The following is a 14,315-nucleotide window of genomic DNA, read 5'->3' as shown; positions in this document are numbered from 1 at the left end:
TAAAAGGGTTCTTGATTAGATTATGAGTATATGATATATTATTTATAGATTAAAAATAAAAATTAAATACGAGTAAATCAGATGATCGCATGAATTACATGAGGAAAGTCCGAGCTCCATAGGGCAAGAGTGCTGGGTAATACCCAGTGGAGGTAACTCTAAGGATAGTGCAACAGAAATAAACCGCCTGCATGACAGGTAAGGATGGAAAGGTGAGGTAAGAGCTCACCAGAGGCTAGGTGACTAGTCTGCTCTGTAAACCCCACTCGGAGCAAGACCAAGTAGGGATGAAAAAGCTACTGCTCGTAGTATCCCGTAGGTAGGTCGCTTGAGTCTACTGGTAACAGTAGATCTAGAAAGATGATCGTCAGATACAGAACTCGGCTTATAGATTTAGTCGTATATAACTTAAATACCATTACCGCATGAGGTAATGGTATTTTTAAATAACTTAAAAATATACAAAGATACAGCAGAAATTTTAAAAGAGTACAAGCATATCATGCTTTTTAATGTTAAATATTATATTTGTAGGGTAAATTATAATGTATTAGTTAAATTAATAAAAATATATAAAGGGTGAGATATATGTATGATATTTGTATCATAGGAGCGGGAGTTATAGGTGGAGCTATAGCAAGGGAATTATCAAAATATGATTTGAATGTAACTTTGATAGAAAAACAAGGAGATGTATCCTTAGGAGCATCTAAAGGAAATAGTGGTATAGTACATGGAGGATATGTAAGTAAATATGGTACACTAAAAGGCGAATTATGCATAAAGGGAAATAGTATGTTTGAACAGTTAGATAAAGAGTTGAACTTTGGATATAGGAAGACAGGAGGATTGGTAATAGCTTTTGATGAAGAGGATGAAAAAAATTTAGAGAAAACATATGAAAATGCATTAAAAGTAGGTCATAAAAAAGACGATATAGATATAATATCTAAAGATGAAATTAAAAGAATAGAGCCCAATATAAATGAAGATGTGAGAAGTGCATTTTACTGTAAAAGTGTTGGAGTTACATCTCCCTATGAAATGACTATAGCTTTGGTAGAAAACGCTATTGAAAATGGTGTGGATCTTAAATTAAATACAGAAGCAATTGACATAAAAAAGACAAATGAACATTTTATCATAGATACCAATAAAGAAGAAATACATACAAAATATATTATAAATGCAGCAGGAGTTTATAGTGATAAGATAGCTAATATGGTAGGGATTAATAGTTTTAAAATACTACCAAGAAAAGGACAGTACATATTATTTGGTAAAGATCAAGGGGATTTGGTCAATACAGTAGTGTTTCAAACACCTACTAATAAAGGAAAAGGAGTACTTGTAACAACGACTTATCATGGAAACTTTATGATAGGTCCAGATGCAGAAGATATAGATGAGAGATGGAGTGTAGATACAACAGTAGAAGCATTAAAATATGTGGTCAATAGTGCAAGGAAATCTATACCAGAATTTAATATTAAAAGAGCTTTAACTACATTTTCTGGAATAAGAGCTAGAAGTAATACTGGAGATTTTATAATAGAAGAAAGTGATACAAAAGGATTTATAAATGTAGCAGGTATTGATTCACCAGGTTTAACCTCATCTCCAGCTATAGCATTAAGAGTTGTAGATATATTAACTAAATCCGGATTAAAGTTTGAAAAAAACAAAAAATTTAATCCTTATAGAAAAGCTATTATAATCAATAAAGAAGATTTCCAAGGAGAAATTGATCATGAAGATCCTAAAAAAAATATAATATGCAGATGTGAAAAAGTTACAGAATATGAAATAACCGATGCAATAAACAGAAATATATCAATCAGATCAACAGATTCTATAAAGAGAAGAACAAGAGCAGGTATGGGAACTTGTCAAGGAAATTTTTGTAGGCCAAGGGTGAAAAAAATAATATCTAGAGAAAAGAATATACCTATAGATGAAGTTGAAATTAGAGATGAAAATTGCCAATTTACACCTAAAAAAGTATCTATAAATGATATAAGAAAATTCGACAAATAATTAACTATCATTGACATACAATTTTTTTTATAATAAAATTAAGATAATGAAATATTTATAGAAATTAAATATCGTGATATTACGCAGATCAGAGAATTGAGAGCATGTGTGAAACCTATGGAGATATAGGTCATCACTACATGCTTTTTTTATTAAATGAAAGGGGGAGTGGCATGGCCACTAAATTCTTTACTAATATACATGAAAATCCTATAATAGCAGCATTAAATGAATCAGTGAAACTTGAGGCTGTACTGAAATCTCCAGTAAAAAATATATTTTTATTATCAGGGAACATATTAAATATAGGGGAAATTGTAGAGAAATGCAAAGAATATAATAAAGGGGTTTTTGTTCATATTGACTTGATTGATGGAATTGCTAAAGATAGATGGAGTTTAGAATATATAGCTAAAAATATTAAGCCTGATGGAATAATTACAACTAAAAGTAATTTAATAAAATTTGCCAAAAAATTTGATTTATTTGCCATACAAAGACTTTTTATATTAGACTCTTTATCCCTTGAAACAGGAATAAAGCTTATAAAATCAGCAAGACCTGATGCAGTAGAAATCCTTCCAGGGATAATGCCTAAAGTTATAAAGAAGATTCATGAGGAGACAAGGACACCAATAATAGCTGGGGGATTAATAAGGGATAAGGAAGATGTAATTGAAAGTTTAAATGCAGGTACACTAGGGATATCTACAAGTGATACTGACGTATGGTATATGTGATTTAAAAGGGGGTAGGTATAGTTAAATGAAAAATTAAACTATAGTAACACATATTCATTAAAATTTAAAAGTATGGAGGAATTAATATGTCGAATATGGCTATGTACACAGCAGAATTTTTTGGTACTATGATACTTATATTATTAGGTGATGGGGTTGTAGCAAACGTTTCTCTTAAAAAATCTAAAGCTCATGATTCAGGGTGGATTGTTGTTGCTACTGCATGGGGTCTGGCAGTTGCTATGGCAGCATATATTACAGGATGGGTAAGTGGTGCACATATAAATCCTGCATTAACTATTGCAATGGCAACAGTTGGAGATATATCTTGGGCGTTAGTTCCTGGTTATATAATTTCTCAAATATTAGGAGCAATGGTAGGAGGATTTTTAGTATATCTATCATTTAGAGATCATTTTGCAGCTACTGATGATGCAAATGTAAAATTAGGAGTATTTAGTACAGGACCAGCAATTAAAAATTTAAAGTGGAATTTTATAACTGAAGTAATAGGTACTGCTATGTTAGTTGTAGGAATCTTAGGTATCAATTATGGCGAAAATGGAGTAGGACCATTAAGTGCATTATTAGCAGGTTTCTTAGTATGGAGTATTGGATTGAGTTTAGGAGGACCAACAGGTTATGCTATAAATCCAGCTAGAGATTTAGGACCAAGAATAGCTCATGCTATACTTCCAATTCCAGGGAAAAGGGATTCAGATTGGTCATACGCATGGGTACCAGTTATTGGTCCAATAGTAGGTGGTGTAATTGGAGCATTATTATATAATTTTTTTCTTAATATATGGGTTTAAGGAAAAGGTTTACTAGAAATAATATTATAATTTTATTGTTGAAAAATGTTTTAATATAATATATTATGGAGGGTGTATAATGGAAAAGAAATTTATAATGGCATTAGATCAAGGTACTACAAGTTCAAGAGCTATACTTTTTGATCATAATAGTGAAATTGTAAATGTAGCACAAAAGGAATTTACACAGATTTATCCTAATGCAGGATGGGTAGAACATGATCCTATGGAAATTTGGGGCAGTCAAAGTGGAGTTGCTAGAGAAGTACTAGAAACTGCTGGAATAAGACCTCAAGAGATTGCAGCAATAGGTATAACAAATCAAAGAGAAACTACTATCGTGTGGGATAAGAACACGGGAAGACCTATTTACAATGCAATAGTTTGGCAGTGTAGAAGAACTGCTAATATATGTGATGATTTAAAGAGAAGAGGATTAGAAGAATATATTAAAGAAAATACGGGATTAGTAGTAGATGCTTATTTCTCTGGAACAAAGATTAAATGGATTCTTGATAATGTTGAAGGTGCTAGAGAAAAAGCAGAACGTGGAGAATTACTATTTGGAAATGTAGACACATGGCTTATATGGAATTTGACAAGGGGCAAGGTACATGTAACTGATTACACAAATGCCTCAAGAACTATGATATATAATATCAAAGATCTTAAATGGGATGAAAAGCTTTTAAAGGAATTAGATATTCCTGCATCGATGTTACCCGAGGTTAAGCCTTCCAGTGAAGTATATGGACATACTGATCCTCAAACTTATGGAGGGGCAGAGATACCAATTGCTGGTATAGCAGGAGATCAACAAGCAGCTTTATTTGGACAATCTTGTTTCGATGATGGTATGGCTAAAAACACATATGGAACTGGATGTTTTATGCTTATGAATACTGGTGAAAACATGGTAGAGTCAAATAATGGATTAATTACTACAATAGCTTGGGGAATAGATGGAAAAGTAAATTACGCCCTAGAAGGAAGTATATTTGTTGGTGGAGCTATAATTCAATGGCTAAGAGATGAATTGAGTATGATAAGCGATGCCGCAGATAGTGAATATTTTGCAACTAAGGTTAAAGATTCCAATGGAGTATATATAGTACCAGCTTTTGTTGGATTAGGAGCACCCCATTGGGATATGTATGCTAGAGGTACAATGGTTGGACTTACTCGAGGATCTAATAAAAATCATATTATAAGGGCAGCATTAGAATCTATAGCATATCAGAGTAAAGATATCTTGGAAGCTATGCAACAGGATTCAGGTATAGATCTTAAGGAATTAAAAGTAGATGGTGGAGCGGTAGCCAACAATTTCTTGATGCAGTTCCAGTCTGACATTCTAGGTGTTCCAGTAAATAGACCAGAGATAACAGAAACAACTGCTATGGGAGCTGCATATTTAGCAGGATTAGCAGTAGGATTCTGGAAAAGTAAAGAGGAAATATCAAAGAGATGTTCAATAGATAGGATATTTAAGCCTGAAATGGAACAACAAAAAGTAGATAAAATATATAAGGGCTGGAAAAGAGCTATTGGAAGATCTTTAAGATGGGAAGAAGATAAGTAAAAAACATATAATTTAAATAAAATATTAGGTTGAGATTATGAGAACCACACTAAGTTTCCTATGGAATGATAGGATTAATTTGGTGTGGTTTTTTTATTAATAAATAAAGGAGGCAGTCTTGATGTATGACGTAACAATAATAGGGGCTGGAGTAATAGGAAATTTTATAGCAAGGGAATTATCAAGATATAAACTAAATATAGGAATAATAGAAAAAGATAATGAAGTATCAAATGGTACAACAAAAGCAAATAGTGCCATAATCCATGGTGGTTATGATGCAAAACCAGGAACAAAAATGGCCAAGTTCAATTCAGAGGGAAATCCTATGTTCGATAAGGTATGTGAAGAATTAGATGTACCTTTCAAAAGAATAGGATCTTTAGTATTAGCTTTCAACGATAAAGACATGGAAATGGTAGAAGAATTATATAACAGAGGTATAGAAAACAATATACCTAATATGCAAATAATAGGGAAAGAAAAAGTTAAGGAAATGGAACCTAATATAAATGAAGATATAATAGGAGCATTATATTCTCCTACTGCAGGAATAGTTGGTGTATATGAATTGGCTATAGCTTTAGCTGAAAATGCAGTAGACAATGGAGTAGAGTTAATTTTAAATAGCGAAGTTAAAGATATTGAAAAGGTAGATGATGGGTATAAAATATTAACAAATAATGGAGAAATGAAATCTAAATATGTAATCAACTGCGCTGGTGTATATGCAGATAAGATAAATAATATGGTTGCAAATGAAACATTTAAGATAATACCTAAAAGGGGACAATACTATATTTTAGATAAGAGTGCTGGAGATATAACTAACCACATAATATTCCAAACTCCTAATGAATTTGGAAAGGGTGTTTTGATTGCCCCTACAGTACATGGGAATATAATAGTAGGGCCAGACAGCCAAGAATTAAGTGATAATGAAAGGGATCAGATTCATACTTCAAGCTCTAATCTTAACTACGTGAGAAATACAGCTTTAAAAAGTATAGATAAAGTACCATTTAATAAGACTATCACTAACTTCTCAGGGCTTAGAGCAGAACCAAGTACAGGAGACTTTATAATAGGTGAATCACAAGAAGCAAAAGGATTTATAAATGTAGCGGGAATTAAGTCTCCAGGATTATCCTCTGCACCTGCAATAGCTCAATATGTTGTAGATTTAATTAAAGAAATTGATAATGGATTAGATGAAAATACAGACTTTAATCCTAGAAGAGAAATGATTGTATTTGATCAGTTAACTAAAGAAAAAAAAGTTGAATTGATAAAAAAAGATCCAAGGTACGGTAGAATTATCTGTAGATGTGAAAATATAACAGAAGGAGAAATAGTAGATAGCATAAAGAAGAATGTTGGGGCAATGACAGTTGATGGAATTAAAAGAAGAGTAAGACCTGGAGCAGGAAGATGTCAAGGTGGTTTTTGTGGTCCTAGGGTAATGGAAATATTAGCTAGAGAACTAAATAAAGATATAGAAGAAGTAGTAAAGGACGGAAATAAATCTAATATATTAACAGGAAAAACGAAATCCTAATAAACTATTAGCATTTATAGAATAGAAATAATAGGAGTGATAACATGTTGAATTACGATATTGTAGTTATAGGAGGAGGCCCAGCAGGGTTAGCTGCTGCAATAGAAGCTCAAAAAAATGGTATAGATAATATTTTAGTTATAGAAAGGGATAAAGAATTAGGAGGAATACTTCAACAATGTATTCATAATGGATTTGGACTTCATGTGTTTAAAGAAGAATTGACAGGACCAGGTTATGCAGAGAAATTCATAAATGAATTAAAAGATTTAAATATAGAATATAAATTAGATACTATGGTATTAGATATAACGGAAGATAAAGTTATAAACGCTATAAATTCAGAAGATGGATTTATGGAGATAAAAGCAGGAGCAATAGTATTAGCAATGGGATGTAGAGAAAGGCCAAGGGGGGCATTATCAATTCCAGGAACAAGGCCTGCAGGGGTATATACAGCAGGTACTGCTCAGCGTTTTATAAATATGGAAGGATATATGGTAGGGAAAAAGGTAGTAATATTGGGTTCAGGAGATATAGGACTTATTATGGCTAGAAGACTTACTTTAGAAGGAGCAGAAGTTCAAGCAGTTGCAGAGTTAATGCCCTACTCAGGAGGATTGACTAGGAATATAGTCCAATGCCTAGATGATTTTGATATACCATTACTATTAAGTCATACAGTAGTAGATATAAAAGGGAAAGATAGAGTAGAGAAAGTAGTCATAGCAAAGGTAGATGAAAATAAAAAACCTATATCAGGAACTGAAAAAGTTTACGAATGTGATACGTTATTACTTTCTGTTGGATTAATACCGGAAAATGAACTTTCAAAAAGTACAGGAATCCAATTAGATCCTACAACAAATGGTCCAAGGGTGAATGAATCTATGGAGACTAGTATAGAAGGAATATTTGCTTGTGGAAATGTAGTACATGTACACGATCTAGTAGATTTTGTTACAGAAGAAAGTAGAAGAGCGGGAGAAAATGCAGCTAAATTTATTAAAAAAGAGCTTTCAAATTATAGTCACATAATAAATTCACAACCTAAGAATGGAATAAGATATATAATTCCCCATGAAATTAGAGAAGAAAACTTAGATACAACCCTAGACTTATTCATGAGAGTGACAGATGTATACAAAGATGTAAAGCTAGTAATTAAGGCAGATGGAGAAGTAGTAAGGGAAATTAATAAAAAACATTTAGCCCCTGGAGAGATGGAAAGGGTTAAATTACCAGCTAAAAGTATAAAAAATAAAAATATATCTAATATTTCAGTAGAAGTTCAAGGGAAGGAGAACTAGTATGAAGGAATATGAAAAAGTATGTATAGTATGCCCTATTGGATGTAGACTAACTATAACAGAGGATCCTAAAAGTGATGATGGGTATAAAGTAGAAGGAAACAATTGTCCTAGAGGAGAAAAATACGGAATAAAAGAAGTCACTAATCCCACTAGAGTATTAACTACTACAGTAAAAATAGTAGGAGCTCACTTATCTAGAATACCAGTTATAAGTAATGATGGGATACCTAAAGATAAACTATTTGAAGCTATGGAAATAATAAATAATTTAGAAATTATAGCACCAATAAAGTCAGGAGATGTAGTAGTAAAAAATATATTAGATACCCGAGTAGACATAGTAGCATCAAGAAGTATGGAAAAAGAATAAAATTATAAATTATTTATAAATAAAATACCATTACCGAATTCGGTAATGGTATATATATATTAATCTTCAAATGCTTCTGATACTTTCCATTCTTTCCAAACATTACCCACTAAATCTGGACCTGGTTTTAAAGTCTTTTTACCTGGTTTCCATCCAGATGGAGTAACCTCACCACCTTGAGTTTTTCTTACCAATTGATATGCTTTTATTTGTCTAATAGTTTCAGATACATTTCTACCTACTGGAGGAGTAAGTACTTCAAAACCTTGTACTATTCCATCAGGATCTATTATAAATCTACCTCTAGTTTCAACGCCACTTTCTTCATCATAAATACCATATTTTTTACCAATAGAACCATCTTGGTCAGATAACATAGGGAACGGAATATCCTTATTAACCATTTTAGATAACTCATTGTCATTCCATACTTTATGAACAAAAGGACTATCTACACTTACAGACAATACTTCTACACCTAAATCTTGTAATTCATTAAATTTTTCAGCAACTGCTGACACTTCAGTAGCTCAGACAAAAGTAAAGTCTCCTGGATAGAAACATAATAATACCCATTTACCTTTATACTCAGACAAATCAAAATCCATAAACTTTCCATCATAAAAACCTGGTGCATTAAAATTTGGTGCTGGTTTACCTACTTTAATCATTTGCAATTCCTCCTTTTTAGTTTCTTTTACAAAATCTTTTTTTTCTGAAATTGTTTCTTTCTTTTTAATTGTTGGTCTTTGACAACCTGCTTTAAACTCTTTTGGCATATTTTCACCCTTTCATTTATATAGTATAAGCAAAAATAAAATTTTCCAAAATTGATATATATTCAATTATGTAATCATTACAATTACATTATAGATGAACTTTTAATGATTGTCAACTATTTATAGATATAGTCTATAATATAAATAAAAAGACTTAAGCTAATATTAGCTTAAGTCATATTTGCAATACAATTTTCACATATCCCAGTTAAATTAATTTGTATATCATGAGTTTCATATCCTTTTAAATTTTTATCACTAGCAATACTAGTGTCTATGTCTATATCATATAAATTACTACATTTTTTGCATTTAAAGTGAGCATTATGATTATAATTGGCATCATATCTAAATTCTTTTTTATCAAAAAGTATCCTATGAACTAAATCTTTTTCTATAAACAACTCTAGAGTAGTATATATAGTAGTTTTAGACAAAGTAGGAATTTGAATTAATAAATTATTATATATATCATCAACAGTAGGATGATTCTTATTATTCATTAAATATTCATATATTTTTAATCTTTGATAAGATGGTCTAATATTTTTTTCTGCTAGAATATCTGATAAATTTTTTATGTTCATAATTTTACCCCTTTTAAATAATATATTAATATTATAATACAAAATAGTAATCATTACAAATTAATAATAATTACAGCTAAATTCAAGTGAATTTCCCAAAATATTATGATATTATAATAATATAATGTACTAAATGAAAGGCTGTGTAAAGTTGAATAGAACAAAAGTATCATTACTCAAATGCCCTGATTATAATTATAAAAAAGTTGAAGAATCAATATTGAAATCCTTTGAAAATTTAGGTGGAATAGAAAATTACATAAAACCTAAAGAAAAGGTACTTCTTAAAATAAATTTGTTAATGAAGAAAAGACCTGAAGAAGCTACAACTACTCATCCTGTTTTTACAAAAGCATTAGCAAAGGTATTGATGGACTATGGTGCAGAAGTAATAATAGCAGATAGCCCAGGAGGACCTTTCAATAAAAAAATATTAAATGGAGTATATAAGGCCTGTGGAATAGAAGAAATATCGAATGAAATAGGAGCGGAATTAAACTATAATACAAATGCAGTTAATATGAAAAATGAAAAAGGATTAATATTAAAAAATATAAACGCTATAGAAGTATTAAATAAAGTAGACAAAGTAATATCAGTATCAAAATTAAAAACACATGGTATGATGATGTTTACGGGAGCAGTTAAAAATATGTTTGGAATAGTAGCTGGACTTGAAAAAGCAGAATATCATGTGCGAATGCCAAATATCAAAGACTTTTCAAATGCTTTAGTAGATATATGTATGCTTTCAAATCCAATATTATCATTTATGGATGGAATTGTAGGTATGGAAGGAAATGGACCAAGTGGAGGCACACCAAAACAAGTAGGAGTAGTATTAGCGTCTACAACACCATATCATTTAGATGTAGTAGCTACAAATTTAATAGGAATAAACTCTAAAAAAGTACCTACAATACAAAGGTGTATAGAAAGGAAATTATGTAAAGGTGATTTATCAGATATAGAACTTTTAGGAAATAAATTAAATCAACTTAAAATAAAGGATTTTATAGTACCAGAAATAAGAAGTTTAGACCTTTTAGATGGTAAACTACCAAAATTTATGAGAGATATAATAAATGAACTTATGCAACCAAAACCAGTATTTAATAAAGAAATATGTATTAGTTGTAAGAAATGTCTGGAAAGTTGCCCACCTCAAGTAATAAAAATGATTAATAACAAGCCATCTGCAAATTTAGATGAATGTATAAGATGTTTTTGTTGTCAGGAACTATGCCCAGTAAATGCAATAGATATTCATAGACCATTACTTATGAAATTAATGGCTAAATTATAGAAAGGATTGATAAATGTGAAAACAGAAGAAAAAGTATATGAAGTATTAGAAGAAATGAATATAGAATATGAATTAATAGAACATCCTGAAGTTTTTACAATCGAAGAAGCTCGTAAATATACTAGTGAAGAAGGAATAAAAAATTTATTTTTAACTAATAAAAAGAAAAACAAATTTTTTCTTGTACTTATAAATGAAGATACTAAAATGGATATAAAGAGTTTTGAAGAATATATAGGAGAAAAGAGAATTAAATTTGCAAATGAAAAATATTTAGAAGAAAAAATGAATACTAAACCAGGAGCAGTATCCTTATTTGGACTATTAAATAATGAAGAAAAAGATATACAAGTATATTTAGATACTAATATAGCAAAAAAAGAAGAAGTAACATTCCATCCAAATAATAATACTAAAACAATTATTATAAAAACAGGAGATATGTATAAGTTTTTAAAAGAGTTAGGGTATGATTATAAATTTATAAGTATTTAAGACTTACACCTATAATAGATGACATAAAAAATGATTTATATAATGATGATATATGAGAGGAAGGTTGATAGTATGAAAAATAATGGAACATTCATAAAAGGAAAAGATGATTTTCCAATATATTTATATACTTGGAATAGAGTAAATGAACCAAAAGGAGTAGTACAAATATTTCATGGTATGGCAGAACATGCAGCAAGATATAATGACTTTGCAAAACATTTAAATAGAGAAGGATATATAGTATATGCCTCCGATCATAGAGGACATGGTAAAACAGCAAAAGGAGTAGATAACCTAGGAAATATTGGAGAGGATGGTTTTAGTAATATCGTCCATGATGGTTATATAATAAATAGGATGATAAAAAAATCATATTCAAATTTACCTATAATATTATTAGGACATAGCTTTGGTTCATTTATATCACAAGAATACATAATTAAATATGGTGAAAGTATAGATGGACTTATACTTTCAGGATCTGCTAAAATGGAAGGTATACCAATAAAACTAGGTCAAATAATTTCAACAATTCAGAAAAAAATATATGATGATAAAAATAAAGCTAATTTAATAGACAAAGCAAGTTTTGGTAATTTTAACAAAAAAATAAAACATCCAATTTCAAAATTTTCATGGCTTACTAGAGATGAAGAACAAGTTGAAAAATATGATGAAGATCCATTATGTGGAACTATATTTCCAATTATATATTATTATTATTTTTTTGATGGGCTATCTAAACTTTATATAAAAGAAAGATTAGAAAACATACCAAAAAATCTACCAATATTCATATTTTCAGGAGATAAAGATCCTGTAGGTGGATATGGGAAACAAGTAAAAAAACTTTATGAAACATATAAAGATATAGGAATAAAAAATGTAAATATAAAACTATATCCTGGTGGTAGACATGAAATGTTAAATGAAATAAATAGAAAAGAAGTATATAATCATATAACTGACTGGATTAAAGAAGTTTATGAGTAAAGTTCAGAAAATCAAATTAAAAAACTGAACAAAGCTGGCTTTGATGCAACGATTAGTATATATAAAAGATAAATATAACTTGTCCGTACAATGGTACACTTCTTTTGAAATAATATAATTAAACAAATATTATTTCAAGGAGGAATCATAATGAAAAAAGTTATAGGTGTTATATCATTAGTATTATTTTTATTTATTATGCTTCAGTCATGTGTAGCAGGAGTAAGTAATGCCATGGAAGGTCAGGGCGAGATAAGTGGTAGTGCAGGGTTTTTCTTAGCAATCTCTATGTTAATAGGAGGAATACTAGTATTAATCTCAAAAGATAAAAAAGGAGTATTAATAACAGCAATAGTATTTTATATAATAGGAGGTCTACTTGGAATAACTAATATAGGTTCATACTCAGATCTTGCAATATGGTCAGTACTTAGTCTTGTATTTGGTTTATTGTTGATATTTCACTACTTTAGAAATAAAGAAAGTTATAGTAAAAGTAAAAAACAAGTAGATGTTGAATAGGAGATATTTGGGAATAAGAGAGTTTTTAGCTTTAGCATCTGATTATTATATAGTAGTGTAAATAATATAGATAGAAATCAATTTCATAATTTGGTTTCTATCTTATTTTAAAAATATCTACTATTTTATAATATATACTTTAAGAAAGTTAAAAGTGAGTGATAGATGAATGTAAGAAACTCTTTAACATATAGTATTTAAATTAAATAATAAACAATAAAAATAATTAAAACTAAAGGAGGAAATGTAAATGGGAGGATTTTTACCTTTAATAGGATTTATAGGTTTTATATTTTCTTTGGTATGGTTAGTGATGAGATTTATAAAAAGAAAGTCAAAGAAAAAAATTGTAATTTCATTAATAGTTACTTTTGTCTTGTTTATAATAGGTGTTGCCTTGACTCCAATCTCTATTACAGAAGCCGATTATGATCCTAATATAACGAATGTAAGAATATTAGAAGATGATTTAGTAACTATCAAAGGCTCCAGCATTGGTCTATATACTTATGAATCAGCTTTAGGTGGAAATATTACAATCCCAAGAATACTAGTATCAGAAATAAATATAAATTAGTAGAGGATGAAACAATATGGCAGATGTAAATTTAAATAAAATTTTTAATTTTTATCAAGAGTTACCTGTTCCTGAGAGTTTAAACCCTTTTATATCTGAAAATGAAATTGTGAAATTTGCTGTAAAAACAGTTAGAGATGTTGCAATATTTACAGATAAACGAATATTAGTAGCTGATAAACAAGGGATTACAGGTAAAAAGATAGAATATTATACTATACCATACAAAAGTATTATTACCTATGCTGTAGAAACAGCTGGTACTTTTGATTTAGATTCTGAAATAAAGTTAGTGTTATCAGGTGGAATTACTGTTGAGCTTAAATTTTTTAAAGATAAGAAGATGGATGGATTACTTTTAAGAGTTTATGATATTATAAATAACTATATGATACAGTAATAAATATCATTTTAATTCTTATAATAGATATGTTATAAATTAAAAAACACAAAATAAGAGTACATACTTTACCTTCAAATTTTACTCAAAGAAGAAATAAAATTGAAGGTATTTTTTTAAAAATTCATAGTTAGAAAAATCACTTATTTTAAATGAGTATTTATATAAAGTATAAAAATAATTATAAATTTATCGGCAATATGAATCTTAGATATAGTAAATTTATATGGTATAATGA

Annotated in this window: 15 protein-coding genes and 1 other RNA gene; 14 read left to right on the top strand and 2 right to left on the bottom strand. The window is 29.5% G+C overall.

Features of this window, described 5'->3' with window-relative positions; translation table 11 throughout:
- Positions 1 to 69: 69 nt before the first annotated feature.
- From rnpB to D3Z33_RS09150, 8 genes are all read left to right on the top strand, one after another.
- Positions 70 to 404: RNase P RNA component class A (gene rnpB, locus D3Z33_RS09185), an RNA gene on the top strand.
- A gap of 184 nt (positions 405 to 588) precedes the next feature.
- Complete coding sequence (locus D3Z33_RS09180; RefSeq protein WP_160197459.1) at positions 589 to 2,037, top strand: NAD(P)/FAD-dependent oxidoreductase; 1,449 nt, start codon at positions 589 to 591, stop codon at positions 2,035 to 2,037.
- A gap of 173 nt (positions 2,038 to 2,210) precedes the next feature.
- On the top strand, positions 2,211 to 2,777 hold the full coding sequence (locus D3Z33_RS09175; protein ID WP_160197458.1) for a glycerol-3-phosphate responsive antiterminator: 567 nt from the start codon (positions 2,211 to 2,213) through the stop codon (positions 2,775 to 2,777).
- Between the two features lie 95 nt (positions 2,778 to 2,872).
- Positions 2,873 to 3,592: an MIP/aquaporin family protein gene (locus D3Z33_RS09170; RefSeq protein WP_201750487.1), complete on the top strand. Its 720-nt coding sequence runs from the start codon at positions 2,873 to 2,875 to the stop codon at positions 3,590 to 3,592.
- Between the two features lie 79 nt (positions 3,593 to 3,671).
- Positions 3,672 to 5,174 (top strand): glycerol kinase GlpK, encoded by a 1,503-nt coding sequence (gene glpK / locus D3Z33_RS09165; RefSeq protein WP_160197456.1) that lies wholly within the window; start codon positions 3,672 to 3,674, stop codon positions 5,172 to 5,174.
- Positions 5,175 to 5,295: 121 nt separating this feature from the next.
- A complete protein-coding gene (locus tag D3Z33_RS09160; protein ID WP_160197455.1) occupies positions 5,296 to 6,732 on the top strand; it encodes an NAD(P)/FAD-dependent oxidoreductase in 1,437 nt (478 codons plus the stop codon).
- A gap of 47 nt (positions 6,733 to 6,779) precedes the next feature.
- Entirely contained in the window at positions 6,780 to 8,042 is a 1,263-nt protein-coding gene (locus D3Z33_RS09155; protein WP_160197504.1) for an NAD(P)/FAD-dependent oxidoreductase, read from the top strand.
- Between the two features lies 1 nt (position 8,043).
- On the top strand, positions 8,044 to 8,415 hold the full coding sequence (locus D3Z33_RS09150) for a DUF1667 domain-containing protein (RefSeq protein ID WP_160197454.1): 372 nt from the start codon (positions 8,044 to 8,046) through the stop codon (positions 8,413 to 8,415).
- Positions 8,416 to 8,474: 59 nt separating this feature from the next.
- On the opposite strand, the gene prxU is transcribed toward D3Z33_RS09150, so the two are convergent.
- Positions 8,475 to 9,194, bottom strand: a complete 720-nt coding sequence (gene prxU, locus D3Z33_RS16730) for a thioredoxin-dependent peroxiredoxin (RefSeq protein ID WP_243153469.1) — start codon at positions 9,192 to 9,194, stop codon at positions 8,475 to 8,477.
- A 170-nt stretch (positions 9,195 to 9,364) separates the two neighbouring features.
- Positions 9,365 to 9,781 carry a Fur family transcriptional regulator gene (locus D3Z33_RS09135; RefSeq protein WP_160197451.1) on the bottom strand — a complete coding sequence of 139 codons (417 nt, stop codon included), beginning with the start codon at positions 9,779 to 9,781 and terminating at the stop codon, positions 9,365 to 9,367.
- Positions 9,782 to 9,914: 133 nt separating this feature from the next.
- Here D3Z33_RS09135 and D3Z33_RS09130 point away from each other — a divergent pair, with 133 nt between their 5' ends.
- The 6 genes from D3Z33_RS09130 (at position 9,915) to D3Z33_RS09105 (ending at position 14,077) form a co-directional block, all read left to right on the top strand.
- On the top strand, positions 9,915 to 11,087 hold the full coding sequence (locus D3Z33_RS09130; RefSeq protein ID WP_160197450.1) for a DUF362 domain-containing protein: 1,173 nt from the start codon (positions 9,915 to 9,917) through the stop codon (positions 11,085 to 11,087).
- A 15-nt stretch (positions 11,088 to 11,102) separates the two neighbouring features.
- On the top strand, positions 11,103 to 11,582 hold the full coding sequence (locus D3Z33_RS09125) for a YbaK/EbsC family protein (protein ID WP_160197449.1): 480 nt from the start codon (positions 11,103 to 11,105) through the stop codon (positions 11,580 to 11,582).
- A gap of 72 nt (positions 11,583 to 11,654) precedes the next feature.
- A complete protein-coding gene (locus D3Z33_RS09120; protein WP_160197448.1) occupies positions 11,655 to 12,578 on the top strand; it encodes an alpha/beta hydrolase in 924 nt (307 codons plus the stop codon).
- A gap of 150 nt (positions 12,579 to 12,728) precedes the next feature.
- A complete protein-coding gene (locus tag D3Z33_RS09115; RefSeq protein WP_160197447.1) occupies positions 12,729 to 13,100 on the top strand; it encodes a hypothetical protein in 372 nt (123 codons plus the stop codon).
- 250 nt (positions 13,101 to 13,350) lie between these two features.
- Positions 13,351 to 13,677, top strand: coding sequence for a hypothetical protein (locus D3Z33_RS16960; RefSeq protein WP_160197446.1), 327 nt, complete (start codon positions 13,351 to 13,353; stop codon positions 13,675 to 13,677).
- A gap of 16 nt (positions 13,678 to 13,693) precedes the next feature.
- Positions 13,694 to 14,077, top strand: coding sequence for a PH domain-containing protein (locus tag D3Z33_RS09105; protein WP_160197445.1), 384 nt, complete (start codon positions 13,694 to 13,696; stop codon positions 14,075 to 14,077).
- Positions 14,078 to 14,315: the final 238 nt, after the last annotated feature.

It is taken from the genome of Senegalia massiliensis (assembly GCF_009911265.1).
Lineage (GTDB): Bacteria > Bacillota > Clostridia > Tissierellales > SIT17 > Anaeromonas > Anaeromonas massiliensis_A.
The sequence above is the reverse complement of the archived record's forward strand: the minus strand, read 5'-3'. Positions and strand labels throughout refer to the sequence as shown.

What these genes read in the sequence shown, in the direction of transcription:
- D3Z33_RS09180 (WP_160197459.1), top strand. Translation starts at nt 589, where the DNA reads ATGTATGATATTTGTATCATAGGAGCGGGAGTTATAGGTGGAGCTATA.
- D3Z33_RS09175 (WP_160197458.1), top strand. Translation starts at nt 2,211, where the DNA reads ATGGCCACTAAATTCTTTACTAATATACATGAAAATCCTATAATAGCA.
- D3Z33_RS09170 (WP_201750487.1), top strand. Translation starts at nt 2,873, where the DNA reads ATGGCTATGTACACAGCAGAATTTTTTGGTACTATGATACTTATATTA.
- glpK (WP_160197456.1), top strand. Translation starts at nt 3,672, where the DNA reads ATGGAAAAGAAATTTATAATGGCATTAGATCAAGGTACTACAAGTTCA.
- D3Z33_RS09160 (WP_160197455.1), top strand. Translation starts at nt 5,296, where the DNA reads ATGTATGACGTAACAATAATAGGGGCTGGAGTAATAGGAAATTTTATA.
- D3Z33_RS09150 (WP_160197454.1), top strand. Translation starts at nt 8,044, where the DNA reads ATGAAGGAATATGAAAAAGTATGTATAGTATGCCCTATTGGATGTAGA.
- D3Z33_RS09135 (WP_160197451.1), bottom strand. Translation starts at nt 9,781, where the DNA reads ATGAACATAAAAAATTTATCAGATATTCTAGCAGAAAAAAATATTAGA.
- D3Z33_RS09130 (WP_160197450.1), top strand. Translation starts at nt 9,915, where the DNA reads ATGAAAGGCTGTGTAAAGTTGAATAGAACAAAAGTATCATTACTCAAA.
- D3Z33_RS09120 (WP_160197448.1), top strand. Translation starts at nt 11,655, where the DNA reads ATGAAAAATAATGGAACATTCATAAAAGGAAAAGATGATTTTCCAATA.
- D3Z33_RS09115 (WP_160197447.1), top strand. Translation starts at nt 12,729, where the DNA reads ATGAAAAAAGTTATAGGTGTTATATCATTAGTATTATTTTTATTTATT.
- D3Z33_RS16960 (WP_160197446.1), top strand. Translation starts at nt 13,351, where the DNA reads ATGGGAGGATTTTTACCTTTAATAGGATTTATAGGTTTTATATTTTCT.
- D3Z33_RS09105 (WP_160197445.1), top strand. Translation starts at nt 13,694, where the DNA reads ATGGCAGATGTAAATTTAAATAAAATTTTTAATTTTTATCAAGAGTTA.